Genomic DNA, 22,998 nt, shown 5'->3' on the forward strand with positions numbered 1-22,998 from the left:
GATGCGCTATGTGGAAGAACGGCATAGCCTGCTGACATTTTTGCACCAGCTGGGTATCCGTAACGATAAAGTATTGCAGGCGATGTCGGCAGTACCCAGAGAGCTGTTCATTGATGAGGCTTTATCCCACCAAGCCTATGACAATAATGCGTTGCCAATTGGCTGTGGTCAGACGATCTCACAGCCTTACATTGTGGCCGAAATGACCGAGCTACTAGAGCTGAAACCTCACTCTCGGGTGCTGGAAATTGGTACGGGCTCCGGTTACCAGACTGCCATCTTGGCGCATATGGTCGAGCATGTCTTTTCTGTCGAGCGTATTAAAGCACTGCAGTGGCAGGCAAAGCGACGTTTCAAACAGCTTGATCTGCATAACATTTCCACTAAGCATGGCGATGGATGGAAGGGATGGGCTAGCAAGGGCCCATTTGATGCCATTATTGTGACTGCCGCGGCGGATATCATTCCGCTAGAGCTGTTGGCCCAGCTGGCTGACGGTGGTCGCTTGATCATCCCGGTGGGTGAAGAGTACCAAGTGCTGAAGCAGATTGTGCGAGATGGTGAGCAGTACCTGTCTAAGGACATCGAAGCGGTCCGCTTTGTTCCCTTGGTCGCAGGTGAGCTGGCGTAGATTCTGATGGGTGTGGTGGCGAAGAAATTGATCCGGCGAACCACGGCAGCGGCAGTTGCCTGCCTGCTGCTGTCTGCCTGCAGCAGCCACACACCGGCTCCTGTTGCTAGCCTTGGTAAAGATTATAACAGTGTGGAGCGCGGTAGCTTCCACGGCAGTTATTATCAGGTGGAAAAAGGGGATACCCTGTATTTCATTTCCTACATTACAGGGCGGGAAGTGAAAGATATCATTGCCAGTAACAAGCTTTCTCCCCCCTATACAATTTATCCAGGGCAGAAGTTACAGCTTTGGAAACCGAAATATGTCGCCCCTTCATACGGTAAGGCCGGGACAGTCCCTGTTGTTAAAACCCCAGTAAAAACAGCAAGCAAGGCTCCTGAGCCAAAACCCAAGCCAAAGCCGGTTGTAAAACCCAAGCCAAAGCCAAAGCCGACTGAACAAAAAACAGCCAATAAAAATGTTGATCAAGGTCGCACAAAAGAGTACTCTCAAAATTCCAAAAGTAACAAAGCTGTTACAAATAAAACAAGCAACAGTAACAAAGTGGCCAGTTGGTCATGGCCGACGAAAGGTCGGGTTATTGCCAACTTCTCCAGTGCCGATAATGGTAACAAAGGTATAGATATTGCTGGGAAAAGGGGGCAGGCTGTTCAGGCTTCAGCTGGAGGAATTGTAGTGTATGCAGGCAACGCCCTGCGTGGCTATGGAAACCTTGTGATCATTAAGCATAGCGATGACTATCTTAGCGCTTATGCGCACAATGATAAGGTATTGGTCAAAGAACAACAGGCGGTAAAAGCGGGGCAGAAGATTGCTTCAATGGGAAGCTCCGGCAGCAACAGTGTTCGCCTGCATTTTGAGATCCGTTACAAAGGCAAGTCAGTTAATCCGTTGAGGTACTTGCCGAAATAGACAACATGGCATAGTGAAGTTGTAATGTCTTGCTAACTCGCCATCTGGGAGGCGCTATGAGTAGAAGCAATACTGCTACAAATATCGAGAACTTTGATTTTGAAGATGATGTGGAATTAGCTTCGGAAGAAATCGAGACTAAAGCCGCAGCAACTGAAACCACGAGTGATGAAGTCGATATTTCGCACTATGGGTCAACACAAAAAGCCCTAGATGCGACACAGCTTTACCTTGGCGAGATCGGCTTTTCTCCGCTCCTTACGGCGGAAGAGGAAGTTCTGTATGCCCGCCGGGCGCTGCGAGGTGACGAAGTTGCCCGCAAGCGAATGATCGAAAGTAACTTGAGATTGGTTGTGAAGATCTCTCGTCGTTACAGCAACCGTGGCTTAGCTTTGCTGGATCTGGTTGAAGAAGGCAACCTGGGCTTGATCCGTGCGGTCGAAAAATTCGATCCTGAGCGCGGCTTCCGTTTCTCTACCTATGCAACCTGGTGGATCCGTCAGACGATTGAACGGGCCATCATGAACCAAACCCGCACCATCCGGTTACCCATCCATGTCGTAAAAGAGCTGAATGTTTATCTTCGTACTGCCCGTGAGTTAGCCCAGAAGCTAGATCACGAACCGACAGCGGAAGATATTGCCCTGAAGCTAGATAAATCTGTCGACGATGTAAACCGTATGCTGCGCCTGAATGAACGTGTCGGTTCGGTGGATAACCCGATTGGCGGTGATTCAGAAAAAGCCCTGTTAGATATTATTCCTGACGAGAAGGGAGGCGGTCCGGAGACGTCGACCCAGGATGATGATATCAAAACATCGATAGTGACTTGGTTGCAGGAGCTGAACCCGAAACAGCGTGAAGTGCTGGCTCGTCGATTTGGTTTGTTGGGCTACGAAGCCTCAACCCTTGAAGATGTTGGCCGTGAGATTGGCCTGACCCGTGAACGTGTCCGCCAGATCCAGGTAGAAGGCCTACGCCGCCTACGCGACATGCTGACACACCAAGGCTTGAACATCGAATCGTTGTTTAACCAAGACTTGTAAACAAATCGGCAATAAGCTGATATCAATACCTCTTTCACAGAGGCAAGAAACAAAAAAGGACGCAATAGCGTCCTTTTTTAATCCCACTCTTATACTAATCTCGCTTCTCGCTTCTCGCTTCTCGCTTCTCGCTTCTCGCTTCTCGCTTCTCGCTTCTCGCTTCTCGCTTCTCGCTTCTCGCTTCTCGCTTCTCGCTTCTCGCTTCTCGCTTCTCGCTTCTCGCTTCTCGCTTCTCGCTTCTCGCTTCTCGCTTCTCGCTTCTCGCTTCTCGCTTCTCGCTTCTCGCTTCTCGCTTCTCGCTTCTCGCTTCTCGCTTCTCGCTTCTCGCTTCTCGCTTCTCGCTTCTCGCTATAGCAATGCTTTCAAACGATACAGTTCATCCAATGCCTGGCGCGGCGTTAGATTGTCTGGGTTCAGGCCTGCCAGCGCTTCTTCGATTTCACTCGGTTCGGGCAGCAGGGTGAGCTGGTGCTCTTCCTTAGGTGCGGCAGATGGCGACTTAACAGCCTGTTGGTGGCCACTGGCTTCTAGCTGCTGAAGCTTGATCTTGGCGCGTTTGATGACCGATTTAGGTACCCCCGCCAGGCTTGCAACAGCCAGACCATAGGATTTACTGGCTGCGCCTTCCTGCACCGCATGCATAAAGGCGATTTCATCACCATGCTCGACCGCATCTAAATGAACATTGGCCAGCCCTTGCATCATCGACGGCAGCTCTGTCAGCTCAAAATAATGGGTGGCAAATAGGGTCATGGCTGCAATCTTTTCTGCCAGCCACTCGGCACTGGCCCAAGCAAGGGACAGGCCGTCATAAGTACTGGTACCACGGCCAATTTCATCCATCAGTACCAGGCTGTTTTGGGTTGCGTTGTGCAGGATATTGGCTGTTTCGGTCATTTCCACCATGAAGGTCGAGCGGCCGGAGGCCAGATCATCCGAGGCACCAATACGGGTGAAAATACGATCTAGCGGACCAATTTTTACCGACTCTGCCGGTACAAACGAACCAACATGGGCCATCAGGGCAATAAGCGCAGTCTGGCGCATATAGGTCGATTTACCCCCCATGTTAGGGCCGGTAATGATCAGCATTCGGCGCTCACTGTGCAGGGAAATGGGATTGGCGATAAAGGGTTCGCTCAGTACCTGCTCGACAACAGGGTGGCGGCCGGCATTGATTTCAATCCCCGTTTCGCTGGTGATCTCTGGGCGACAGTAGTTCAGCGTGTCGGCGCGTTCGGCCAGGTTGGCCAGTACGTCTAGCTCAGACAGGGCATTGGCAGCATTTTGCAGCTTCTCCAAGTGAGGAAGCAGCAGATCAAACAGCTCTTCCCACAGCTTTTTCTCCAGCCCCAAGGCCTTGGATTTGGAGTTCAGTACCTTGTCCTCATGCTCTTTGAGCTCAGGAATGATGTAGCGCTCGGCATTTTTCAGGGTCTGGCGGCGGACATAATGGCTGGGAACCAGGTGGCTCTGACCACGGCTGACCTGGATGAAGAAACCGTGTACCTGATTGAAGCCCACTTTTAGGCTATCGATATCATGGTGCTCACGCTCACGGGCTTCGAGCTCATCTAAGTATTTCGATGCCCCATCTGCCAGGTCACGCCATTCATCCAGTTCGGCATTATAGCCTGGTGCCAGTACTCCGCCATCACGGATCACCACGGGTGGGTTTTCAATAATGGCACGTTCTAGCAGTTCGCAAAGCTCATCCATTGGGGCGGCTAATTGTGCCAGTACGCCGATACGTGGCTGTTTGATCTCGGCCAGTAGCTCAGCCAGCTCCGGCAGGTGCTGCATGGCTGTGCGCATGCGGGCGAGATCTCGAGGGCGTGCAGAGCGTAGCGCTAGTCGTGCCAGAATACGCTCCATATCGCCCATATGGCGTAGTACACCTGCCACGTCGGTAAAGAAGCCGGTATCTTTAAAGGCAGAAATCGCATCAAGACGGTGGTTAAGCTGTTGCGGATCGCGGATCGGCTGGTGTAGCCAACGTTTTAGCAGGCGGCTGCCCATCGGGGTTGCTGTTTGATCCAGTACTGATGCCAGGGTGTTATCAAATCCACCGGCAAGGTTTTGGGTCAGCTCAAGGTTACGGCGGGTGGCGGCATCCAGGATCACGGCGTGATCTTTGTTGTCCTGGGTGATCGCGCGGATATGCGGTAGCGCCGTGCGCTGAGTATCCTTGACATATTGCATCAGGCAGCCTGCCGCACACAGGCCGCGCTCTGCTGTTTCCACCCCAAAGCCGACCAGGTCGCGGGTGCCAAATTGCATCGTCAGCTGCTGGCGGGCAGTGTCTAAATCAAATTCCCAGACTGGGCGGCGGCGGGTACCGTTGAGCGATTGCAACAAGCCCGGCAGGGCAAAATCTTCCGGATACAGCAGCTCGGCAGGGCTGGTGCGTTGCAGTTCGGCCTGCATGGCTTCTTCGGTTTCCGGCTCTGTGAGCATGAAACGGCCAGAGGTAATATCCAGTGTCGCGTAACCGAATCCGTTGCTGTTTTGGTAAATGGCAGCAATAAGGTTATCACGGCGCTCATTGAGCAGTGCTTCATCGCTGACGGTACCCGGCGTCACAATACGGACAACCTGACGTTCAACTGGCCCTTTGCTGGTGGCCGGATCGCCGATCTGCTCACAGATGGCAACCGAAACACCTTGCTGGACCAGCTTGGCCAGGTAGCCTTCAACGGCATGGTAGGGAACGCCGGCCATCGGGATTGGCTGGCCGTTTGAGGAGCCGCGCTTGGTCAGGGAAATATCCAGCAGCTGAGAGGCCTGTTTAGCATCATCAAAAAATAGTTCGTAGAAGTCGCCCATACGATAGAACAGCAGAACATCAGGGTTTTCTGCCTTGATCCTCAAGAACTGCTGCATCATGGGGGTGTGCTTTTCTAAACCTTTCACTGTCACGATATTGCCTGCTTATTGGTGCCGGAATTGAAAACGTACCGGGTAAATTTCTGGGAGCTAAGGATACGTGAATCAGCCTAGGGGAGCAAAGCGGCAATTGCTTTCTTGCCGAACTATTTCTTTGCTGAACAAGGCCAGAAGTACAGTTGCTGAAGCTTGGTTTGCAGAGTATGGTTGGGCTGGATGAATCAATGGGAGATAGGGATGGTAGTTATCCAGCAACTGGCACAGGAGCTTGGCGCAGCCTTGAGCAGGCAAGGATGGATGGCAACGACGGCTGAGTCTTGTACCGGCGGTGGCGTTTCAGCTGCAATCACGGATATAGCCGGTAGTTCCGGCTGGTTTGACCGGGCGTTTGTCACCTATAGCAATGACGCTAAACAGCAGATGCTCGGGGTGGAGGCAGTAACGCTAGACAGCTACGGCGCAGTGAGTGAGCACGTCGTTCGGGAAATGGCATCAGGCGCATTAAGCCACTCTGCTGCAACCATCAGTGTGGCGATCAGCGGTATTGCTGGCCCGGGAGGTGGAACAGCGGAAAAGCCGGTCGGGACAGTCTGTTTCGCCTGGGCGGACAACACTGGCTGGATACAGTGCGAAACCTGTTTTTTTGACGGCGATCGCAATGCCGTCAGACAGCAAGCCGTCGAAAAATCATTGTCTGGTATGTTGCAGCGCCTGCAGCAACTGGGCTGAGCGGATAAGAATGCTGGGCTGTGAGTAGCGGCAGGCAAAAAAAATTTCATACAGTGCTAGACACTGTATGAATAGACAGTATACTAATCATCATTATCAGTACTTATTTTAAGCATCCGTTGGAGAGTCGAATGGACGACAACAAACAGAAGGCTCTTGCCGCAGCGTTAGGCCAGATTGAAAAGCAGTTCGGTAAAGGTTCCATCATGAAGTTGGGCGATAACCGCACGATGGACATTGAAACTGTTTCGACTGGCTCCCTGTCGCTTGATATCGCACTTGGCGCAGGTGGTTTGCCAATGGGGCGTATCGTTGAGATCTATGGTCCAGAATCATCAGGTAAAACGACGCTTACGCTTGAAGTTATCGCCGCTGCCCAAAAGCAAGGCAAGACCTGTGCATTCATCGATGCCGAGCATGCTCTTGATCCTGTCTATGCACAAAAGTTGGGTGTTGATATCGACAACCTATTGGTTTCTCAGCCTGATACAGGTGAGCAGGCGCTCGAAATTGCGGATGCGCTAGCCCGCTCTGGTGCGGTTGATATTCTAGTGGTTGACTCCGTGGCAGCACTAACCCCTAAAGCTGAAATTGAAGGCGAAATGGGTGACAGCCACATGGGTCTGCAGGCGCGTATGCTGTCACAGGCGATGCGTAAGATCACCGGTAACCTGAAAGCATCAAACTGTATGTGTATCTTCATCAACCAGATCCGTATGAAGATCGGTGTGATGTTTGGTAATCCAGAAACCACTACGGGTGGTAATGCCCTGAAGTTCTATGCTTCTGTTCGCCTTGATATCCGCCGTACCGGTGCAATCAAAGATGGCGATGAAGTGGTGGGTAACGAAACTCGAATCAAGGTTGTGAAGAACAAAATTGCGGCACCATTTAAGCAAGCTGAGACACAAATCCTTTACGGTCAGGGCTTTAACCGTCTTGGTGAGTTGGTTGATCTTGGTGTAAAGAACAAGCTTGTTGATAAAGCAGGTGCTTGGTACAGCTACCAAGGCGATAAGATTGGTCAAGGTAAGGCCAATGTTTGTAAGTATCTTGGTGAACACTCAGAAATCGCTGAAGAGCTTGATAAGAAGCTGCGCGAGATGTTGCTAACACCGCCGGCAGCGCTGGATGAAGCTGAAGAAGAGCGTGCAGAGGAAGATAAGGCGTTCTAAGCCACTTTCCTGACATCGGACACCCCTATAACTATCTCGTTTCTGTATAGAGGCGTGATAAATAAGACGGGCCCTGTACTTCGGTACTCGGCCCGTTTTGTATATCGAGACAAGGTCAATGAAAAAGCAAGCACCTAAGCAAAGTGCCAAAGAAGTGGCTGTCGGTTATTTATCGCGCCGGGATCATGCTGAGGAAGAGCTGCGCCAGAAGCTAAAAACGCGTGGCTATAGCGAACAGGATATTATCGAGGCTATCGCCTATTGCCAGGACTATCACTGGCTTGATGATGCGCGCTACGTGGCAACGATGATGCAAAATGGTGTTGCCAAGGGCTGGGGGGTACTTCGGATCAAGCAAGAAATGAAAATGAAAGGGGTGCACGATACCATTGTCAGTCAGGTGTTCGAGGAAAGTGATATCGACTGGTATAAGCAAGCCCGTGATGTGGCCCAGCGCAAGTTTGGTGATAGTGAAATTGATACCCCCAAGGAAAAAGCCCGCCGTTTCCGTTTTATGCAGTACCGGGGGTTTGATTTTGAGCAGATCAAGTACGCTCTAGAAGTTGACGACGAGTATTAACAGTTATTGCCCCCTATTTCTTCTTGCTGCCAATTCGCCCGGTTTGGCAGCATCGCTTTTCTTTGCTGCCCATTCCGCTGCGGCGAAAATGTATTAATTGCGCTAATTCTTAACATAACATTTCCCGTAGCACCTGCCGTTGTTTTACAATAGCCGCCAAAGAATTTATCTTAGTTCAATTAAAACCTGCTGACATAAGCTGCAAGCCGAGCTGGCTTGGGATCTTACGGAGATGGGTTACATCATCGCTTAAGTGCGATTTTTTCGGTTTTATAAAAGCATTTATTCAGGATTTGCCAATGTACATGAGCACTGATGAGATTCGCCGTGCGTTTCTTGCGTTTTTTGAGAGCAAAGGTCACCAGATCGTAGAAAGCTCTTCTCTTGTACCTGCTAACGACCCAACACTGTTGTTTACTAACGCAGGTATGAACCAATTTAAAGATACATTTTTAGGTCTGGAAAAGCGCAACTACACTCGAGCGACAACAGCTCAGCGCTGTGTACGAGCTGGTGGTAAGCACAACGATCTAGAAAATGTTGGCTTTACTGCGCGTCACCATACCTTCTTTGAAATGCTGGGTAACTTCAGCTTTGGTGACTACTTCAAGCAAGATGCGATTAAGTATGCGTGGGAGTTCCTGACTGTCACTCTTAAGCTACCTCAAGATCGCCTGTTGGTTACCATTTACGAGACAGATGACGAAGCATTCGAGATCTGGAACAAAGAAATGGGGATCCCTGCTGATCGCATCGTCCGTATTGGCGATAAGAAAGGCGGTAAACCTTATGAGTCAGATAACTTCTGGCAAATGGGCGATACCGGCCCTTGTGGCCCATGTACTGAGATCTTCTACGACCACGGTGAACATATTTGGGGTGGCCGCCCTGGTACGCCAGAAGAAGACGGTGACCGCTTCATTGAGATCTGGAACAACGTATTCATGCAGTTCAACCGTCAGGCCGACGGTACCATGGAGCCGCTACCAAAGCCGTCTGTTGATACCGGTATGGGTATCGAGCGTATCGCTGCGATCATGCAGGGCGTACATTCGAACTACGAGATTGATATTTTCCAGACCTTAATCAAAAAAGCAGCAGAAGTGATTGGTTACGATGACCTGTCAAACCAGTCACTACGTGTTGTTGCCGATCATATTCGTTCATGTGCGTATTTGATCGTTGATGGTGTGATGCCGTCGAATGAAGGTCGTGGCTATGTATTGCGCCGTATTATCCGCCGTGCAGTCCGTCATGGTAACAAGCTCGGTGCTCAAGGCGCCTTCTTCTACAAGCTTGTAGGCCCTCTGGCAGAAATCATGGGTACGGCTGGCGCAGAGCTGAAGAAGCAGCAGGCAATGGTAGAGAAAGTACTGAAGATCGAAGAAGAGAACTTCGGCCGTACTCTTGACCGTGGTATGACAATTTTGAACGACGCGCTCGATAGCCTAGACGGCAAGGTGCTGGACGGCGAGACAGTATTCAAGCTGTATGATACCTACGGCTTCCCAGCTGATTTGACTAACGATGTTGCTCGTGAGCGCGGCTTTTCTATTGATGAAGAAGGCTTCAACAATGCCATGGAAGCCCAGCGCCAGCGTGCGCGTGAGGCGGGCCAGTTCGGTGTTGACTATAACGAAGCTATCAAAGTAGAAGCGAGCACTGAGTTCTGCGGTTACGCAGCTACTGACGGTGACGGCGAAGTGGTTGCCCTGTACCGCGGTGGTGAAGCTGTCGATAGCATCAGTGCTGGCGAAGAAGCTTTAGTGGTACTGAACAACACGCCATTCTATGCAGAATCAGGTGGTCAGTGTGGTGATACGGGTGTAATGGCATCGGCTGGTATTCAGTTTGATGTTGCCGATACCCAGAAGTTCGGTGATGCGATCGGCCACAAAGGTACGCTGGCAGAAGGTACGCTGAAAGTTGGCGATAAGCTAACAGCAACGGTGGATGCCGCGCGCCGCGCAGCAATCAGCCTGAACCACTCAGCGACGCACTTGCTGCATGCGGCACTGCGTAATCTGCTGGGTGAGCACGTTGCACAGAAAGGCTCGTTGGTTAAGCCAGAGGCTCTGCGTTTCGACTTCTCGAATTTAGAAGCGGTGAAGCCAGAGCAGCTCCGTGAAATCGAGCGAGTTGTGAACGAGCAGATCCGCCTGAACCATTCAGTTGATACCAACATCATGGATATCGAGGCGGCGAAAGAAAAAGGTGCCATGGCACTGTTCGGCGAAAAGTATGATGATGAAGTCCGTGTTCTGAGCATGGGCGAATTCTCAACCGAGCTGTGTGGTGGTATCCACGCCAAGAACACCGGTGATATCGGCCTGTTCAAAATTACCTCTGAAGGGGGGATTGCAGCAGGTATCCGCCGTATTGAAGCGGTAACTGGTGAAGCGGCCATTGAAGCTCTTCATGCACAAGAAGCGCTGTTGTCAGAAACGGCAGGCCTGGTGAAGTCTGACGCTGCATCGGTCGCGACGAAAGTAGGCGCGCTAGTTGCTCATAGCAAGCAGCTTGAAAAAGAAATTCAGCAGCTGAAAGATAAGCTGGCAGCGCAAGAAAGTGCCGGCCTTATCAATCAGGCGCAAGAGATCAACGGCGTGAAAGTGCTGATCTCTAAACTAGACGGCGCTGATAACAAGGCACTGCGTGGCATGGTTGATGAGTTGAAGAATCAGCTAGGCAGCGGTGTGGTGGTATTGGGCAACGTCAGTGGCGACAAAGTAGGCTTAATCGCAGGTGTAACCAAAGATCTAATCGGTAAAGTGAAGGCCGGTGAACTTGTCAATATGGTTGCCCAGCAAGTAGGTGGTAAAGGTGGCGGTCGCCCGGACATGGCACAGGCAGGTGGTACGGATGCAAGTGCACTCCCTGCTGCGCTAGAGTCGGCTCAGGCATGGATCGCTGAGCGCCTATAAGGCGCTCTTTATCAAGACGTAAGGTAACGGGGTATTAGCCCCAGGAAGGTGAAGTAAAGTGACGCAGACTGCGCGTAAATCGCTAATAGTGCAAAAGTTTGGTGGTACATCCGTTGGATCGATCGAACGTATCCAGGCGGTAGCCAAACGAGTCATTAAAGCCAAAGAAGAAGGCAAACAACCGGTGGTGGTTGTTTCTGCCATGTCTGGCGAGACTAACCGTCTCCTAGGCCTTGCACAGCAAATAGATGCTGTGCCTGCAGCGCGAGAGCTTGATGTTCTCTTGTCAGCGGGGGAACAAGTCTCTATGGCTTTGCTCGCAATGATGTTGAATAGGATGGGACATGCAGCGGTATCGTTGACCGGTTGGCAGGCGGGGATCAAAACCAGCGGCCAGCACAATGATGCAGCAATTACCCATATTGACCCTAGTCATATCCAACAGTTGCTCGAGCAAGACCAGATAGTGATAGTTGCTGGCTTTCAAGGCATTAGTGATGAAAGGGATATCACAACCCTTGGCCGTGGGGGCTCAGATACCACGGCCGTTGCACTGGCTGGCGCTTTACACGCCGATGAGTGTCAGATCTTTACCGATGTGGATGGCGTATATACCTGCGATCCACGTTTAGTACCGCAAGCACGCCGATTGGATGTCGTGCATTTCGATGATATGACATCCATGGCGCGAAACGGTGCGAAAGTGCTACAATTACAGTCAGTTGAATATGCACGACAGCATAGGGTCCCATTGAGGGTCCTTTCTTCATTCGAAGAGGGGAAGGGGACACTGGTTAGTTTTGATACCTCTGCCGCATCAAATGTTGTGGGGATCGCACTAAAGAATCAGCAAACACTGCTTGATGTCGATATGCCCGTTTCAGCATTACAGGAGCAGCTTAACCTGTTCGGTATGCAGTGCTGGTGTAAGGCAGTTGCTGCAGGTTCAACACAAATCGTTACAGCGAATGAAGATTTGGCACGGTTAAAACTCGTGCTGGATAAAAAGATGCACCAGGTAGCCGCAGTTTCAACCCTATCAGTGATAGGCGATGATGTAGAGAATCTAGCAGACAGTGTCTGTGCGGTACTCGCAGAAGTTGGTATACGGGTGCGTCAGAATAAACGGTCGGCTCATTGTCTTTCTTTGTTGATAAATGAGGATGATCATCAAGCAGCTGTAGATGTAATCCACAAAAGGTTTGTGGTTGAGCCAGAAAGTCTGGATAATCGACCACTTCTCGCTGTTTCTTGAGCAGTGACCATTTACGCATTCGTTAATGGATGCGTAAATATTGTTGGATAATAAACGTTAAACTCTTATAAGACTGAGATTACTCAAGGGGCACACGAATGCTAATTTTGACACGTCGCGTAGGTGAGACACTAATGATTGGTGACGAAGTAACTGTTACCGTACTTGGTGTTAAAGGTAATCAGGTCCGCATTGGTGTTAATGCACCAAAAGAAGTATCTGTTCACCGTGAAGAAATCTATATGCGAATTCAAGCGGAAAAAGAAACCGGTTCTCAAGGTTCTGGTAACTACTAATTCGAAGAAGGTCGGCCATTTGCTGACCTTTTTTGTGCCTGTGATTTACCTGGGCAACAATCGCTCATTGCGCCATTTTATTGAAAATAAGTAAGATACTGTGGAGTTTACGCCGGATTAATTGTCTTGTTGGCTATTAAGTGTGCACCCGTGCAGTGAATGTCGTTTTTTGACGATAAAGTGTTTGACTTATTTTCGGCTGGCAGTAATATGAGCCCCCGCAAGACGGTGAGGTGGCCGAGAGGCTGAAGGCGCTCCCCTGCTAAGGGAGTATACGGTTTATCCCGTATCGAGGGTTCGAATCCCTCCTTCACCGCCATTTCCTTTTTTGGATTTTGCGAATTAGATACATTGCGCGCTCGTAGCTCAGCTGGATAGAGTACCTGGCTACGAACCAGGCGGTCGGAGGTTCGAATCCTCCCGAGCGCGCCATACATCTAAACATGGCTAAATGAAGCTACTTGTTACAAGTGACGTTAGTTAGCGGTGTTGATTAAAAAATATTAGTGTGCGCTCGTAGCTCAGCTGGATAGAGTACCTGGCTACGAACCAGGCGGTCGGAGGTTCGAATCCTCCCGAGCGCGCCATTAATTTGTGTGGTGAGGTGGCCGAGAGGCTGAAGGCGCTCCCCTGCTAAGGGAGTATACGGTTTATCCCGTATCGAGGGTTCGAATCCCTCCTTCACCGCCATTCTTTTGTTGTCTCTGAAATATGCTTTCCAGCGATTATTTTAGATTCTGACAAATTTCTTTCTTCGGAAAGAAGCCTGCGCGTCCGTAGCTCAGCTGGATAGAGTACCTGGCTACGAACCAGGCGGTCGGAGGTTCGAATCCTCCCGGACGCGCCATTATTGATAGGCATGGTATCGTTGAACGATACGGTGCAGTAAAACCGAATTAAGTGTGCGCTCGTAGCTCAGCTGGATAGAGTACCTGGCTACGAACCAGGCGGTCGGAGGTTCGAATCCTCCCGAGCGCGCCATTAATTTGTGTGGTGAGGTGGCCGAGAGGCTGAAGGCGCTCCCCTGCTAAGGGAGTATACGGTTTATCCCGTATCGAGGGTTCGAATCCCTCCTTCACCGCCATTCTTTTGTTGTCTCTGAAATATGCTTTCCAGCGATTATTTCAGATTCTGACAAATTTCTTTCTTCGGAAAGAAGCCTGCGCGTCCGTAGCTCAGCTGGATAGAGTACCTGGCTACGAACCAGGCGGTCGGAGGTTCGAATCCTCCCGGACGCGCCATATTATTCAAGGTATAGCTTCAGGCAATGGCTTGGCTTTGCCTTACAACAAGATTCTGCGCGCTCGTAGCTCAGCTGGATAGAGTACCTGGCTACGAACCAGGCGGTCGGAGGTTCGAATCCTCCCGAGCGCGCCATTCTTCAAAATCTTTAATTGTATCAAGCAATTAAAGTGTATTCTTTCTTTTGAAAGAAGCCTGCGCGTCCGTAGCTCAGCTGGATAGAGTACCTGGCTACGAACCAGGCGGTCGGAGGTTCGAATCCTCCCGGACGCGCCATCATTTCAAAGCAGAAAGCTAAGTACCAACGGATTGATACTTATATGACCAATGATCAGGTTAATTGAACATTGGCGTATAAGCTTTTGCTTTTTTTGGAAAATAAATTCTGCGCGCTCGTAGCTCAGCTGGATAGAGTACCTGGCTACGAACCAGGCGGTCGGAGGTTCGAATCCTCCCGAGCGCGCCATTATTTAAAGTGTTTGATTAAACGACTATCAAGTTTGGTCAGAGACGATTCTTTCTTTATGAAAGAAGCCTGCGCGTCCGTAGCTCAGCTGGATAGAGTACCTGGCTACGAACCAGGCGGTCGGAGGTTCGAATCCTCCCGGACGCGCCATTATTGAAAAGCAGTGAGTGTTCACTGTGTTATAAAAGAAACATCTGCGCGCTCGTAGCTCAGCTGGATAGAGTACCTGGCTACGAACCAGGCGGTCGGAGGTTCGAATCCTCCCGAGCGCGCCATTATTGCTTTGCAGTGAGTGTTCACTGTGTTACAAAAGAAACATCTGCGCGCTCGTAGCTCAGCTGGATAGAGTACCTGGCTACGAACCAGGCGGTCGGAGGTTCGAATCCTCCCGAGCGCGCCATTCTTCAAAATCTTTAATTGTCTAAAGCATTTAAAGTATATTCTTTCTTTTGAAAGAAGCCTGCGCGTCCGTAGCTCAGCTGGATAGAGTACCTGGCTACGAACCAGGCGGTCGGAGGTTCGAATCCTCCCGGACGCGCCATTATTCAAAAGCTCAGCTTCGGCTGGGCTTTTTTTGTTTTGGTCCTTTCTCCTCCCTCTATCCATGGTATTGATCGTGCTCACGTGCGCCTGATTGCGATTTAGAGCGTATATTATCGCTGCTGAGCAGGTTGCCCACTTGCTTAATTTACTCAGCGTCATGAGCACGCTTTCGTCAATTGTAATCGGAACAGCTGTTGTCAACTGCGTCTATTTATAAGACATAACCATAAAATTAGTGAATAAAATTTAATCAATTAATATAATCTATTAACTAACTGATCTGTCATTATTTTTATCTGAAAATAGTCAGCTTGCGGAATATACTTTACGTTGACGTAAGCGTCACCGGTTTGATTGGAAGGCCGTTAAAATCAGTATCCTAGGGCTTAAGTTGGGGCTTGGCTAGGGTATTTAGCTGTTTGTATTTCAGTCATTTGTGATAAATTACCGCGTTAGTTAACATTTCTGTGCCAAAATGGGCAAATAAAAAACTAAAAGCCTGTATTTTGGACTTGCTTGTTAATCAATTTGACATATTTTGGTTTGTCGTGATAATTCTTACCTGCCAATCACAATATGAATGAAAGGAAGCAATAATGGCAGATTTAGGAAGTTTGCTGGGGGAAGCTGCAACGATCATGGCCACGGGCATGGTAGTCGTATTTATGTTTCTCAGCACCCTGATCTATTTAGTCCAACTGTTGGCGAAAATGGCTCCGAAGGATGAAATCCCGGCGTTTAAGCCACAGCCTGCATCAACAGTTGCTTCAAATCACAATGGTGTTCAGCCCGATGTCGTGGCTGCCATTACCGCTGCGGTACGTCAGTATCGTCAGCGTAGTGTTTAACATTGTGGTTTCCAGGACGATTTTTTTTACAAGGAGTTTGTGAGCATGTCCAAGTCTTTAGCGATCACTGACGTTGTGTTACGTGATGCCCATCAGTCTCTTTTTGCTACCCGTTTGCGTATTGAAGATATGCTGCCAATTGCCGAGCAGTTGGATAACGTCGGCTACTGGTCTCTTGAAACCTGGGGTGGCGCGACTTTTGATTCATGTATCCGTTATTTGGGTGAAGATCCATGGGAGCGTTTGCGCGCACTGAAACAGGCAATGCCAAAAACGCCGATGCAGATGTTGTTGCGTGGCCAGAACTTACTAGGCTACCGCCATTATGCCGATGATGTGGTAGAGAAGTTTGTCGAGCGTGCCCATGCCAATGGGATGGACGTTTTCCGTATTTTTGATGCGATGAATGATGTCCGTAACTTTGAGAAAGCGGTAAAAGCAACGGTTGATGTGGGTGCCCATGCACAGGGTACGATTTCCTATACCACCAGCCCGGTACATAACCTAGATACATGGACTGATCTTGCCAAGCGCCTTGAAGATCTGGGCTGCCACTCTATCTGTATCAAAGATATGTCTGGCCTGCTCAAGCCTTATGAAGCCGAGGAGCTGGTTAAACGAATTAAAGCGTCCTGTGATGTGCCATTAGCATTGCACTGTCATGCGACGACTGGCCTGTCAACGGCTACTGCAGTGAAAGCGGTTGAAGCAGGTTTGGATATTTTAGATACCGCGATTTCATCAATGAGCCAGACTTATGGCCACACGCCTACCGAAACCGTGATTGCGATGCTGGAAGGTACTGAGCGCGATACCAATCTGGATTTGCAGCAGTTAGAACCTATTGCAGGTTACTTCCGTAATGTCCGTAAGAAATACGCTAAGTTCGAAGGTAGCCTGAAGGGCGTGGACGCCCGTATTCTTTTGGCTCAGGTCCCGGGCGGTATGCTGACCAATATGGAAAGCCAGCTCAAAGAGCAGGGCGCAGCGGATCGTTTTGATGAAGTACTGGAAGAAATCCCTCGCGTGCGTGAAGACTTAGGTTTTATTCCGCTGGTTACGCCGACCTCGCAGATTGTCGGTACCCAGGCGGTTCTGAACGTATTGACGGGTGAGCGCTATAAGAGCATCAGTAAAGAAACGGCGGGTGTGCTTAAGGGCGAGTATGGTTCAGCCCCGGCTCCGGTGAATGCTGAGCTGCAGGCGCGGGTGCTGGAGGGGGCCGAACCGGTCACTTGCCGTCCAGCTGATCTGCTTGAGGATGAACTGGCAGTCTTGACTGACGATTTGCTGGCTAAAGCTAAAGCCGATGGCATCTCGCTGGCAGATGAGCAAGTTGATGATGTCCTCACTTATGCCCTTTTCCCTCAGGTTGGTTTGAACTTCCTGAAAAACAGAAATAACCCTGATGCCTTTGAGCCGGTACCGGGAGCCGAGGAGGCGCCAGCCCCAGCAGCGGCGGCACCGGTTGTCTCTACTGGTGGTATTGAAGCCTATAGCGTGAAGGTGAACGGCCAGGTCTATAACGTGGAAGTAGGACCTGCAGGCGAAGTGTCATCGGTAGCTCCAGCGGCGGCTTCGGCGCCTGCACCAGCTGCAGTGGCAAACAATGCTGAAGCAGTTCCAGCCCCACTGGCCGGTAACATTTTCAAAATCAATGTACAGCCGGGTAACACTGTTGCTGAAGGTGATGTGTTGGTTGTGCTTGAAGCTATGAAGATGGAAACCGAAATCCGGGCAGCTCGTAGCGGCGTAGTGCAAGACTTGCACGTCAAGGAAGGCGATTCAGTTACTGTGGGATCTCCGATCCTGAGTCTGGCGTAAGAGGGTACCATGGACGGTTTATTGAAACTTTGGCTTGAGACCGGGATTGCGAACTTCGAGTTCGGCCAGCTTGTCATGATCTTGGTAGGCTCAGGCCTCCTGTTTCTGGCGATCCGCAAGGGCTTTGAGCCCTTGCTACTGCTGCCGATGGGTTTTGGCGCGATTCTGGCTAATATCCCCAATGCCGGCTTTACCGAGCCGGGCGGGTTGCTCTATTACATCTACTATGTCGGGATTGAAACAGGGGTATTCCCACTCTTGATCTTCATGGGGGTCGGGGCGATGACGGACTTTGGTGCGTTGATCGCTAACCCGAAAACCCTGTTGCTCGGGGCTGCTGCCCAGTTTGGTATCTTCTTTACCTTGTTCGGGGCGATATTGCTCAACATGGTTCCTGGTATGGAATTTACCCTGGCTGATGCCTCGTCAATCGCCATCATCGGTGGTGCCGATGGACCGACGGCAATTTTCCTCGCGAGCCGGTTGTCACCGGATCTGCTGGGTGCCATTGCCGTGGCGGCCTACAGCTATATGGCACTGGTGCCGATTATCCAGCCGCCAATTATGAAGGCACTGACAACACCGGAAGAACGCGTTATTCAGATGGAGCAGCTCCGCCATGTGAGCAAGGCCGAGAAGGTTTTGTTCCCGCTTGCTGTACTGCTGATGACGATCTTGTTCCTGCCTTCGGCAACCCCGCTGGTCGGGATGTTCTGCCTGGGTAACCTGATGCGTGAATCCGGGGTGGTGGATCGTCTGTCCAACACGGTACAGAATGAGCTGATTAACATTGTGACTATCATGCTGGGCCTTGGTGTTGGTTCGAAGCTGGAGGCCGATAAGTTCCTGCAGTTTGAAACCTTGGGTATTCTGGTTCTGGGTGCCGTGGCATTCAGTGTTGGTACTGGTGGTGGTGTCCTGATGGCGAAACTGCTTAACCGCTACAGCAAAGAAGATATTAACCCATTGATTGGTGCCGCGGGTGTCTCTGCCGTACCGATGGCAGCACGGGTAGTTAACAAGGTTGGCCTAGAGGCAAACCCACATAACTTCCTGCTAATGCATGCGATGGGCCCGAATGTAGCGGGTGTACTTGGTTCGGCGGTTGCAGCTGGTATTTTGTTGGCCCTCGTCGGGTAAATTGTTAGGTAACTAGCTGGTCAGATCATCGGCTAGATCCCTAGCGAACATCGCTGAATTGAAACACATTGAAACGGGTAGCAATATGCTGCCCGTTTTTTTATGGCTACAGTCAGGTAGTATGAAGCTCTTAACGTTAGACTGAACCCGATAGAAAAGGAAAAGGGAATGAAAGCTTGTCAGCAACTTGCAATAACCCAGTTTGGTCAGCCATCGGTATTGGCGATGCAAACAGCTGAAATACCAACCCCAACGGATAACCAGGTGCTCGTCAAAGTCGCCTATGCCGGGGTAAACCCGATAGATGCCAAAACCCGCGCAGGTCTGGGCTGGGCGGCACAGCAAAACAAAGATAACTTGCCTTGGGTGCCGGGCTATGACATTGCCGGTGAAGTCGTGGAAAGCGGTGCCAGCGTGCAGGCGCTAAAAGTTGGGGATAGTGTATCAGGCTTTGTCGGCTTTCCGCTGCAAGGCGGTGGCTACAGTGAATATGTGGTTGTCGAAGCCGATATGCTGAGCCATGTCGCGAAGACCATTCCTTTGATTGAAGCGGCAGCACTGCCCCTCGCTGGACAAACAGCTTGGCAGGCCCTGGATAAGGTGAAAGTTTCGGCGGGCGATCAGGTATTGATTCTGGCAGGTGCTGGCGGTGTCGGCCATATCGCAATCCAGCTGGCGGTAGCTCGTGGTGCTCAGGTGACAGCCAGTTGTTCGGCTGCCAGCATGGCGTTTGTTACCAAGCTGGGTGCAACGGCGGTGGATTACCGTCATGCTCCTTTAGCGGAGCAGGTTGCAAAGGTTGATGTGCTGATTGATTTAATGGGCGGGGAAACGGGCGTTGCCGCCCTGGACTGTGTGAAAGCCGGTGGCCGGGTAGTCACTATCCCGACCATTACGGCAGAAGCGGTTTGTGAGCAAGCTAAACACCGTGGGTTACAGGCTGAAGGAATGCTGGTGTCGCCGTCTGTCGAGCAAAACAATGCCATGATGACCATGCTGGAGGCCGGTTCGCTGCAGTTACATATTGCCGCACAATATCCGTTAGCTGAAGGAAAATTGGCTCACCAGAAAATCGAAACGGGGCATACCCGCGGCAAGGTTGTTCTGGCTGTAGGTGCCGTCGCGTAAAGTCGTTATCGCGCTGCTAAAAAAGTAGAATGCAATCTGCCTGATTATCAATAAGTTGTTTCAATGCTAGAGTTATTTAATGGTGAGTCGGCACTTTGGGTGTTGTTTACCACAGGCTTTTTGAGTGCCACGCTACTGCCGGGCGGCTCAGAAGCGAATCTTATCGCTACCCTCAAACTGGGAGATAACGCCGTATGGCTAGTCGTGTTAGTGGCTACTTTGGGCAATACCCTGGGCGGGATGACCAATTACTGGCTGGGAAGATTACTGCCAGATAAAACTTCTGATGAAAAACATGGTCATAAAGCTTTGCAATGGCTGAAAAAGTATGGCTATTGGTCGTTATTTTTCAGCTGGTTACCCGTTATCGGGGATCCCTTGTGTTTGGCGGCAGGCTGGCTGCGTATGCGTCATTGGCTGAGTTTTCTGATCATTATGATCGGCAAAGCCGTGCGATACGCCGTACTGGCTTCGATCGTACAAGGTTTATTATAAGGAATGCTTACGTGCAAAAGTGGATTCTAGGCGTTGCGCTGTTTTCTCTTGCTGGGTGCAGTGCCCAGCTAGCGCAGAGGGACACGGCTCCTGAGTTGCCTGAAGGGGTAACGTTTATCGAACAGGTGACAGGCGGGCAAGATGAGCCTGTTATTCCGTACACAAAATATACCCTGGCTAATGGCCTGACTGTGTTGTTGCATGAGGACAAGTCTGATCCTCTGGTTCATGTCGATATGACGTATCATGTGGGCTCGGCACGTGAGGAGTTGGGCAAATCGGGTTTTGCGCATTTCTTTGAACATATGATGTTCCAGGGCTCTGAAAATGTTGGTGACCAGGAACATTTCCGCTTGATCACGGAAGCGGGCGGAACCCTAAATGGAACCACCAACCGTGACCGGACAAATTATTTTCAAACCGTGCCATCCAACCAGCTGGAAAAAATGCTGTGGCTGGAATCGGATCGAATGGGCTTCTTGCTTGGTGCCGTTTCGCAGCGCAAGTTTGAAATTCAGCGCTCGACGGTGAAGAACGAACGTGCCCAGCGTTATGAAAACCGCCCATATGGTTTGGTCTATGAGCGAATGGGTGAAGCTCTCTACCCCCGAACCCACCCCTATTCATGGCAGACGATCGGCTACATTGAGGATCTGAACCGGGTTGATGTCAATGATCTAAAAGCGTTCTTCCTGCGCTGGTACGGGCCGAACAATGCGACGCTGACCATTGGTGGTGATCTTGATGTAGAGCAGACGTTGAGCTGGGTTAACCAATATTTTGGTTCGATCCCGCGAGGCCCTGAAGTTGAAAAGGTTGCGAAAAAACCTGTCACTATTGATGCCGACCGTTTTCTGACCTTGGAAGATAAAATTCAGCAACCTATGCTGCTGATGGCCTGGCCGACTTCTTACAATGGCGCCGAGGACGAGGCCTCGCTGGACATGCTGGCGCGGGTGATTGGCGGCGGAAAAAATAGCCTGATGTACCAGAGCCTGGTGAAAACGGGTGAAGTGGTTGATGCCGGCGCCTTCCATGACTGTGCAGAGCTTGCCTGTACCATGTATGTCTATGCGATGGCCCAGAGTGGTGATAAAGGTAGCTTGAAACAACTGCGCGACAAGGTCACGACAGTGCTTGATGGCCTGGAGCAGCGTGGCGTCAATACCAAAGAGCTCAATGAGCTGAAAGGAATGGTTGAGGCGAATGCGATTTTTGGGCTGCAGAGCGTACGCGGCAAAGTTTCCCAGTTGGCGGCCTACCAGACCTTCTTTGATAACCCCAACTACCTTGGTGTCGAGCTTGGCAACCTACGGGCAGTGACAACTGTCAGTATGGAGCAGGCCTATATGCGTTACATCAATGGTAACCCAAGTGTTACCTTGAGCGTCGTTCCTAAGGGCAACACGGCCATTGAGGCAGCAAAGCCTAACTATGCACCGCCTCCCCGGATCATTGCCGAGCATCAGAAAGTGGCTGACAATCAATTGCTGCTACGAGAAGCTGTTGATGATTTTGACCGCTCGGTAATGCCACAGCCGTCTTCTCCGGTGGAATCGGTGATGCCGGAGCTGTACCAGTTCAAACTGGCAAACGGGATCAAGGTGTTGGGAACCAAATACCGGGAAACGCCAACGGTTGAATTGCAGATGGTACTTCCGGCTGGACGGCGCTTTGAGCCTGCGGGAAAAACTGGCTTGGCAGAATTGACGGCCGCAATGATGGCTGAGGCCAGCGAAAAGTCATCAGCCGAAGAGCTATCATCACGTCTCGATATGCTGGGCAGTACAGTCAATTTTAGTGCCGGGTTGTATGGTACGGTGGTTTCCGTGACATCACTGGAAAAGAACCTGCCACAAACCTTGGCCATTATGGAGGAGCGTCTGTTTGCCCCGGCATTTGATCCGGTTGATTTCGAACGGATTAAACAGCAGGCCCAAGAAGGGATTGTCTATGAGCATCAGCGCCCTGCATGGCTAGCTGGCCAGGCGACACGTGAAGTATTGTTCCGTGGTACGAGTTTTAGCCTGCCGCCTGAAGGAACGAAAGCGTCATTGGAAGCTATTTCGCTAGAGGATGTCAAAGCCTTCTACCAGCGCTATTACACACCAAATGGGGCTGATATTGTCGTGGTTGGTGATGTTACTTCTGCGCAGCTGGTATCGCAGCTGGACTTCCTTGCTCAGTGGCAGGGGCTGCCCGAGCCGACATACACACCGCAAGTACTACCTAACCTATCACAGCAGACGTTGTGGATGGTTGATAAACCGGGGGCCCCCCAGACGGTGATTCGCCTGGCGCGCCAGGGGCTACCCTTTGATGCAACCGGTGAACTGTTTGAAACTCAGCTGGCTAATTTCAACCTTGCAGGTAACTTCAATAGCCGTATCAACCTCAATCTACGTGAGGACAAAGGCTACACTTATGGTGCTGGTGGTTATCAAAGTGGTGGCAAAGAGGTGGGTTTGTCGGTCTATTATGCCCAGGTTCGCGCTGATGCCAGTCTGGCTGCACTGAAAGAGTTTCTTGCTGAACTGGAGAAAATGAGCGCCGAAGGCGTCACTGATGAAGAGGTTGCCTTCATGCGCCTGGCTGTGGGGCAGAAAGATGCACTTAACTATGAAACCCCGGGTAAAAAAGCCCAACTGCTTGGGCAAATTCTGACTTACTCACTACCGGAGAACTTTGTTGAGACGCGTAATGATATTGTCGCAACGATCACCAAGGCGCGACTGAATCAGCTAGCGTCGACCTGGTTCAACCCGAAAGACTATCAGATCATTGTGGTCGGAGATGCGAAATCATTGACACCACAGTTTGAAACCCTCGGGATCCCGGTTAAAACATTACAGCCGCAGAAATAGCGATTGTTTCG

General features: G+C 50.7%; 16 protein-coding genes and 15 tRNA genes. 30 read left to right on the forward strand and 1 reads right to left on the reverse strand.

The features are described 5' to 3' along the window. Nucleotide 1: 1 nt before the first annotated feature. From AC51G0_RS02805 to rpoS, 3 genes are read left to right on the forward strand one after another with little or no spacing between them, the layout of a single operon-like run. On the forward strand, nt 2-631 hold the full coding sequence (locus tag AC51G0_RS02805) for a protein-L-isoaspartate(D-aspartate) O-methyltransferase (RefSeq protein ID WP_496301853.1): 630 nt from the start codon (nt 2-4) through the stop codon (nt 629-631). Between the two features lie 6 nt (nt 632-637). After that, on the forward strand, nt 638-1,546 hold the full coding sequence (locus AC51G0_RS02810) for a peptidoglycan DD-metalloendopeptidase family protein (RefSeq protein ID WP_496300596.1): 909 nt from the start codon (nt 638-640) through the stop codon (nt 1,544-1,546). 56 nt (nt 1,547-1,602) lie between these two features. Then, nucleotides 1,603-2,592 carry an RNA polymerase sigma factor RpoS gene (gene rpoS, locus AC51G0_RS02815; RefSeq protein ID WP_496300597.1) on the forward strand — a complete coding sequence of 330 codons (990 nt, stop codon included), beginning with the start codon at nt 1,603-1,605 and terminating at the stop codon, nt 2,590-2,592. Between the two features lie 348 nt (nt 2,593-2,940). Here the strand turns inward: rpoS and mutS are convergent, their stop codons facing one another. After that, entirely contained in the window at nt 2,941-5,478 is a 2,538-nt protein-coding gene (gene mutS / locus AC51G0_RS02820) for a DNA mismatch repair protein MutS (protein ID WP_496301854.1), read from the reverse strand. Nucleotides 5,479-5,715: 237 nt separating this feature from the next. Here mutS and AC51G0_RS02825 point away from each other — a divergent pair, with 237 nt between their 5' ends. The 27 genes from AC51G0_RS02825 to AC51G0_RS02955 all read left to right on the forward strand — a co-directional run bounded on the left by AC51G0_RS02825 (nt 5,716) and on the right by AC51G0_RS02955 (nt 22,987). Further along, complete coding sequence (locus AC51G0_RS02825) at nt 5,716-6,207, forward strand: CinA family protein (RefSeq protein ID WP_496300598.1); 492 nt, start codon at nt 5,716-5,718, stop codon at nt 6,205-6,207. Between the two features lie 131 nt (nt 6,208-6,338). Next, nucleotides 6,339-7,382, forward strand: a complete 1,044-nt coding sequence (recA, locus tag AC51G0_RS02830; protein WP_496300599.1) for a recombinase RecA — start codon at nt 6,339-6,341, stop codon at nt 7,380-7,382. A 118-nt stretch (nt 7,383-7,500) separates the two neighbouring features. Then, the gene (recX, locus tag AC51G0_RS02835; RefSeq protein ID WP_496300600.1) at nt 7,501-7,962 is read left to right on the forward strand and encodes a recombination regulator RecX; all 462 of its coding nucleotides are present in this window, start codon (nt 7,501-7,503) and stop codon (nt 7,960-7,962) included. A 299-nt stretch (nt 7,963-8,261) separates the two neighbouring features. After that, on the forward strand, nt 8,262-10,886 hold the full coding sequence (gene alaS, locus AC51G0_RS02840) for an alanine--tRNA ligase (protein WP_496300601.1): 2,625 nt from the start codon (nt 8,262-8,264) through the stop codon (nt 10,884-10,886). Between the two features lie 58 nt (nt 10,887-10,944). Then, on the forward strand, nt 10,945-12,141 hold the full coding sequence (locus tag AC51G0_RS02845) for an aspartate kinase (RefSeq protein ID WP_496300602.1): 1,197 nt from the start codon (nt 10,945-10,947) through the stop codon (nt 12,139-12,141). 98 nt (nt 12,142-12,239) lie between these two features. Further along, nucleotides 12,240-12,437: a carbon storage regulator CsrA gene (gene csrA / locus AC51G0_RS02850; RefSeq protein WP_036818084.1), complete on the forward strand. Its 198-nt coding sequence runs from the start codon at nt 12,240-12,242 to the stop codon at nt 12,435-12,437. A gap of 227 nt (nt 12,438-12,664) precedes the next feature. Continuing rightward, nucleotides 12,665-12,756 (forward strand) — tRNA-Ser (locus AC51G0_RS02855). A 36-nt stretch (nt 12,757-12,792) separates the two neighbouring features. Next, nucleotides 12,793-12,869 (forward strand) — tRNA-Arg (locus AC51G0_RS02860). Nucleotides 12,870-12,947: 78 nt separating this feature from the next. Then, nucleotides 12,948-13,024, forward strand: a tRNA-Arg gene (locus AC51G0_RS02865). An 11-nt stretch (nt 13,025-13,035) separates the two neighbouring features. Then, nucleotides 13,036-13,127, forward strand: a tRNA-Ser gene (locus AC51G0_RS02870). An 80-nt stretch (nt 13,128-13,207) separates the two neighbouring features. Then, nucleotides 13,208-13,284, forward strand: a tRNA-Arg gene (locus AC51G0_RS02875). A gap of 57 nt (nt 13,285-13,341) precedes the next feature. After that, nucleotides 13,342-13,418: transfer RNA gene (locus AC51G0_RS02880), tRNA-Arg, on the forward strand. A gap of 11 nt (nt 13,419-13,429) precedes the next feature. Beyond that, nucleotides 13,430-13,521, forward strand: a tRNA-Ser gene (locus AC51G0_RS02885). Between the two features lie 80 nt (nt 13,522-13,601). After that, nucleotides 13,602-13,678, forward strand: a tRNA-Arg gene (locus AC51G0_RS02890). 59 nt (nt 13,679-13,737) lie between these two features. Beyond that, a tRNA-Arg gene (locus tag AC51G0_RS02895) sits at nt 13,738-13,814 on the forward strand. Nucleotides 13,815-13,878: 64 nt separating this feature from the next. Continuing rightward, nucleotides 13,879-13,955: transfer RNA gene (locus tag AC51G0_RS02900), tRNA-Arg, on the forward strand. 113 nt (nt 13,956-14,068) lie between these two features. Then, a tRNA-Arg gene (locus AC51G0_RS02905) sits at nt 14,069-14,145 on the forward strand. Nucleotides 14,146-14,218: 73 nt separating this feature from the next. Continuing rightward, nucleotides 14,219-14,295 (forward strand) — tRNA-Arg (locus AC51G0_RS02910). A 48-nt stretch (nt 14,296-14,343) separates the two neighbouring features. Further along, nucleotides 14,344-14,420: transfer RNA gene (locus AC51G0_RS02915), tRNA-Arg, on the forward strand. Between the two features lie 48 nt (nt 14,421-14,468). Further along, nucleotides 14,469-14,545, forward strand: a tRNA-Arg gene (locus AC51G0_RS02920). A 64-nt stretch (nt 14,546-14,609) separates the two neighbouring features. Then, nucleotides 14,610-14,686 (forward strand) — tRNA-Arg (locus AC51G0_RS02925). 598 nt (nt 14,687-15,284) lie between these two features. Further along, nucleotides 15,285-15,536 (forward strand): oxaloacetate decarboxylase subunit gamma, encoded by a 252-nt coding sequence (locus tag AC51G0_RS02930; protein ID WP_496300604.1) that lies wholly within the window; start codon nt 15,285-15,287, stop codon nt 15,534-15,536. 45 nt (nt 15,537-15,581) lie between these two features. Beyond that, nucleotides 15,582-17,360, forward strand: coding sequence for a sodium-extruding oxaloacetate decarboxylase subunit alpha (oadA, locus tag AC51G0_RS02935; RefSeq protein ID WP_496300605.1), 1,779 nt, complete (start codon nt 15,582-15,584; stop codon nt 17,358-17,360). A gap of 9 nt (nt 17,361-17,369) precedes the next feature. Then, on the forward strand, nt 17,370-18,500 hold the full coding sequence (locus AC51G0_RS02940; protein ID WP_496300606.1) for a sodium ion-translocating decarboxylase subunit beta: 1,131 nt from the start codon (nt 17,370-17,372) through the stop codon (nt 18,498-18,500). A 168-nt stretch (nt 18,501-18,668) separates the two neighbouring features. Continuing rightward, complete coding sequence (locus AC51G0_RS02945; protein WP_496300607.1) at nt 18,669-19,628, forward strand: NADP-dependent oxidoreductase; 960 nt, start codon at nt 18,669-18,671, stop codon at nt 19,626-19,628. 63 nt (nt 19,629-19,691) lie between these two features. Then, the gene (locus AC51G0_RS02950; protein ID WP_496300608.1) at nt 19,692-20,123 is read left to right on the forward strand and encodes a YqaA family protein; all 432 of its coding nucleotides are present in this window, start codon (nt 19,692-19,694) and stop codon (nt 20,121-20,123) included. An 11-nt stretch (nt 20,124-20,134) separates the two neighbouring features. Continuing rightward, nucleotides 20,135-22,987, forward strand: a complete 2,853-nt coding sequence (locus AC51G0_RS02955; protein WP_496300609.1) for a M16 family metallopeptidase — start codon at nt 20,135-20,137, stop codon at nt 22,985-22,987. The last annotated feature ends 11 nt before the right edge of the window (nt 22,988-22,998 follow it).

The sequence above is a fragment of the Photobacterium sp. HL06 genome, from assembly GCF_059552575.1.

Coding starts and splice junctions, on each gene's coding strand:
- AC51G0_RS02940 (WP_496300606.1), top strand. CDS start 17,370: ATGGACGGTTTATTGAAACTTTGGCTTGAGACCGGGATTGCGAACTTC.
- AC51G0_RS02810 (WP_496300596.1), top strand. CDS start 638: ATGGGTGTGGTGGCGAAGAAATTGATCCGGCGAACCACGGCAGCGGCA.
- recA (WP_496300599.1), top strand. CDS start 6,339: ATGGACGACAACAAACAGAAGGCTCTTGCCGCAGCGTTAGGCCAGATT.
- AC51G0_RS02825 (WP_496300598.1), top strand. CDS start 5,716: ATGGTAGTTATCCAGCAACTGGCACAGGAGCTTGGCGCAGCCTTGAGC.
- alaS (WP_496300601.1), top strand. CDS start 8,262: ATGTACATGAGCACTGATGAGATTCGCCGTGCGTTTCTTGCGTTTTTT.
- oadA (WP_496300605.1), top strand. CDS start 15,582: ATGTCCAAGTCTTTAGCGATCACTGACGTTGTGTTACGTGATGCCCAT.
- recX (WP_496300600.1), top strand. CDS start 7,501: ATGAAAAAGCAAGCACCTAAGCAAAGTGCCAAAGAAGTGGCTGTCGGT.
- mutS (WP_496301854.1), bottom strand. CDS start 5,478: ATGATGCAGCAGTTCTTGAGGATCAAGGCAGAAAACCCTGATGTTCTG.
- AC51G0_RS02930 (WP_496300604.1), top strand. CDS start 15,285: ATGGCAGATTTAGGAAGTTTGCTGGGGGAAGCTGCAACGATCATGGCC.
- AC51G0_RS02805 (WP_496301853.1), top strand. CDS start 2: ATGCGCTATGTGGAAGAACGGCATAGCCTGCTGACATTTTTGCACCAG.
- AC51G0_RS02950 (WP_496300608.1), top strand. CDS start 19,692: ATGCTAGAGTTATTTAATGGTGAGTCGGCACTTTGGGTGTTGTTTACC.
- csrA (WP_036818084.1), top strand. CDS start 12,240: ATGCTAATTTTGACACGTCGCGTAGGTGAGACACTAATGATTGGTGAC.
- AC51G0_RS02945 (WP_496300607.1), top strand. CDS start 18,669: ATGAAAGCTTGTCAGCAACTTGCAATAACCCAGTTTGGTCAGCCATCG.
- rpoS (WP_496300597.1), top strand. CDS start 1,603: ATGAGTAGAAGCAATACTGCTACAAATATCGAGAACTTTGATTTTGAA.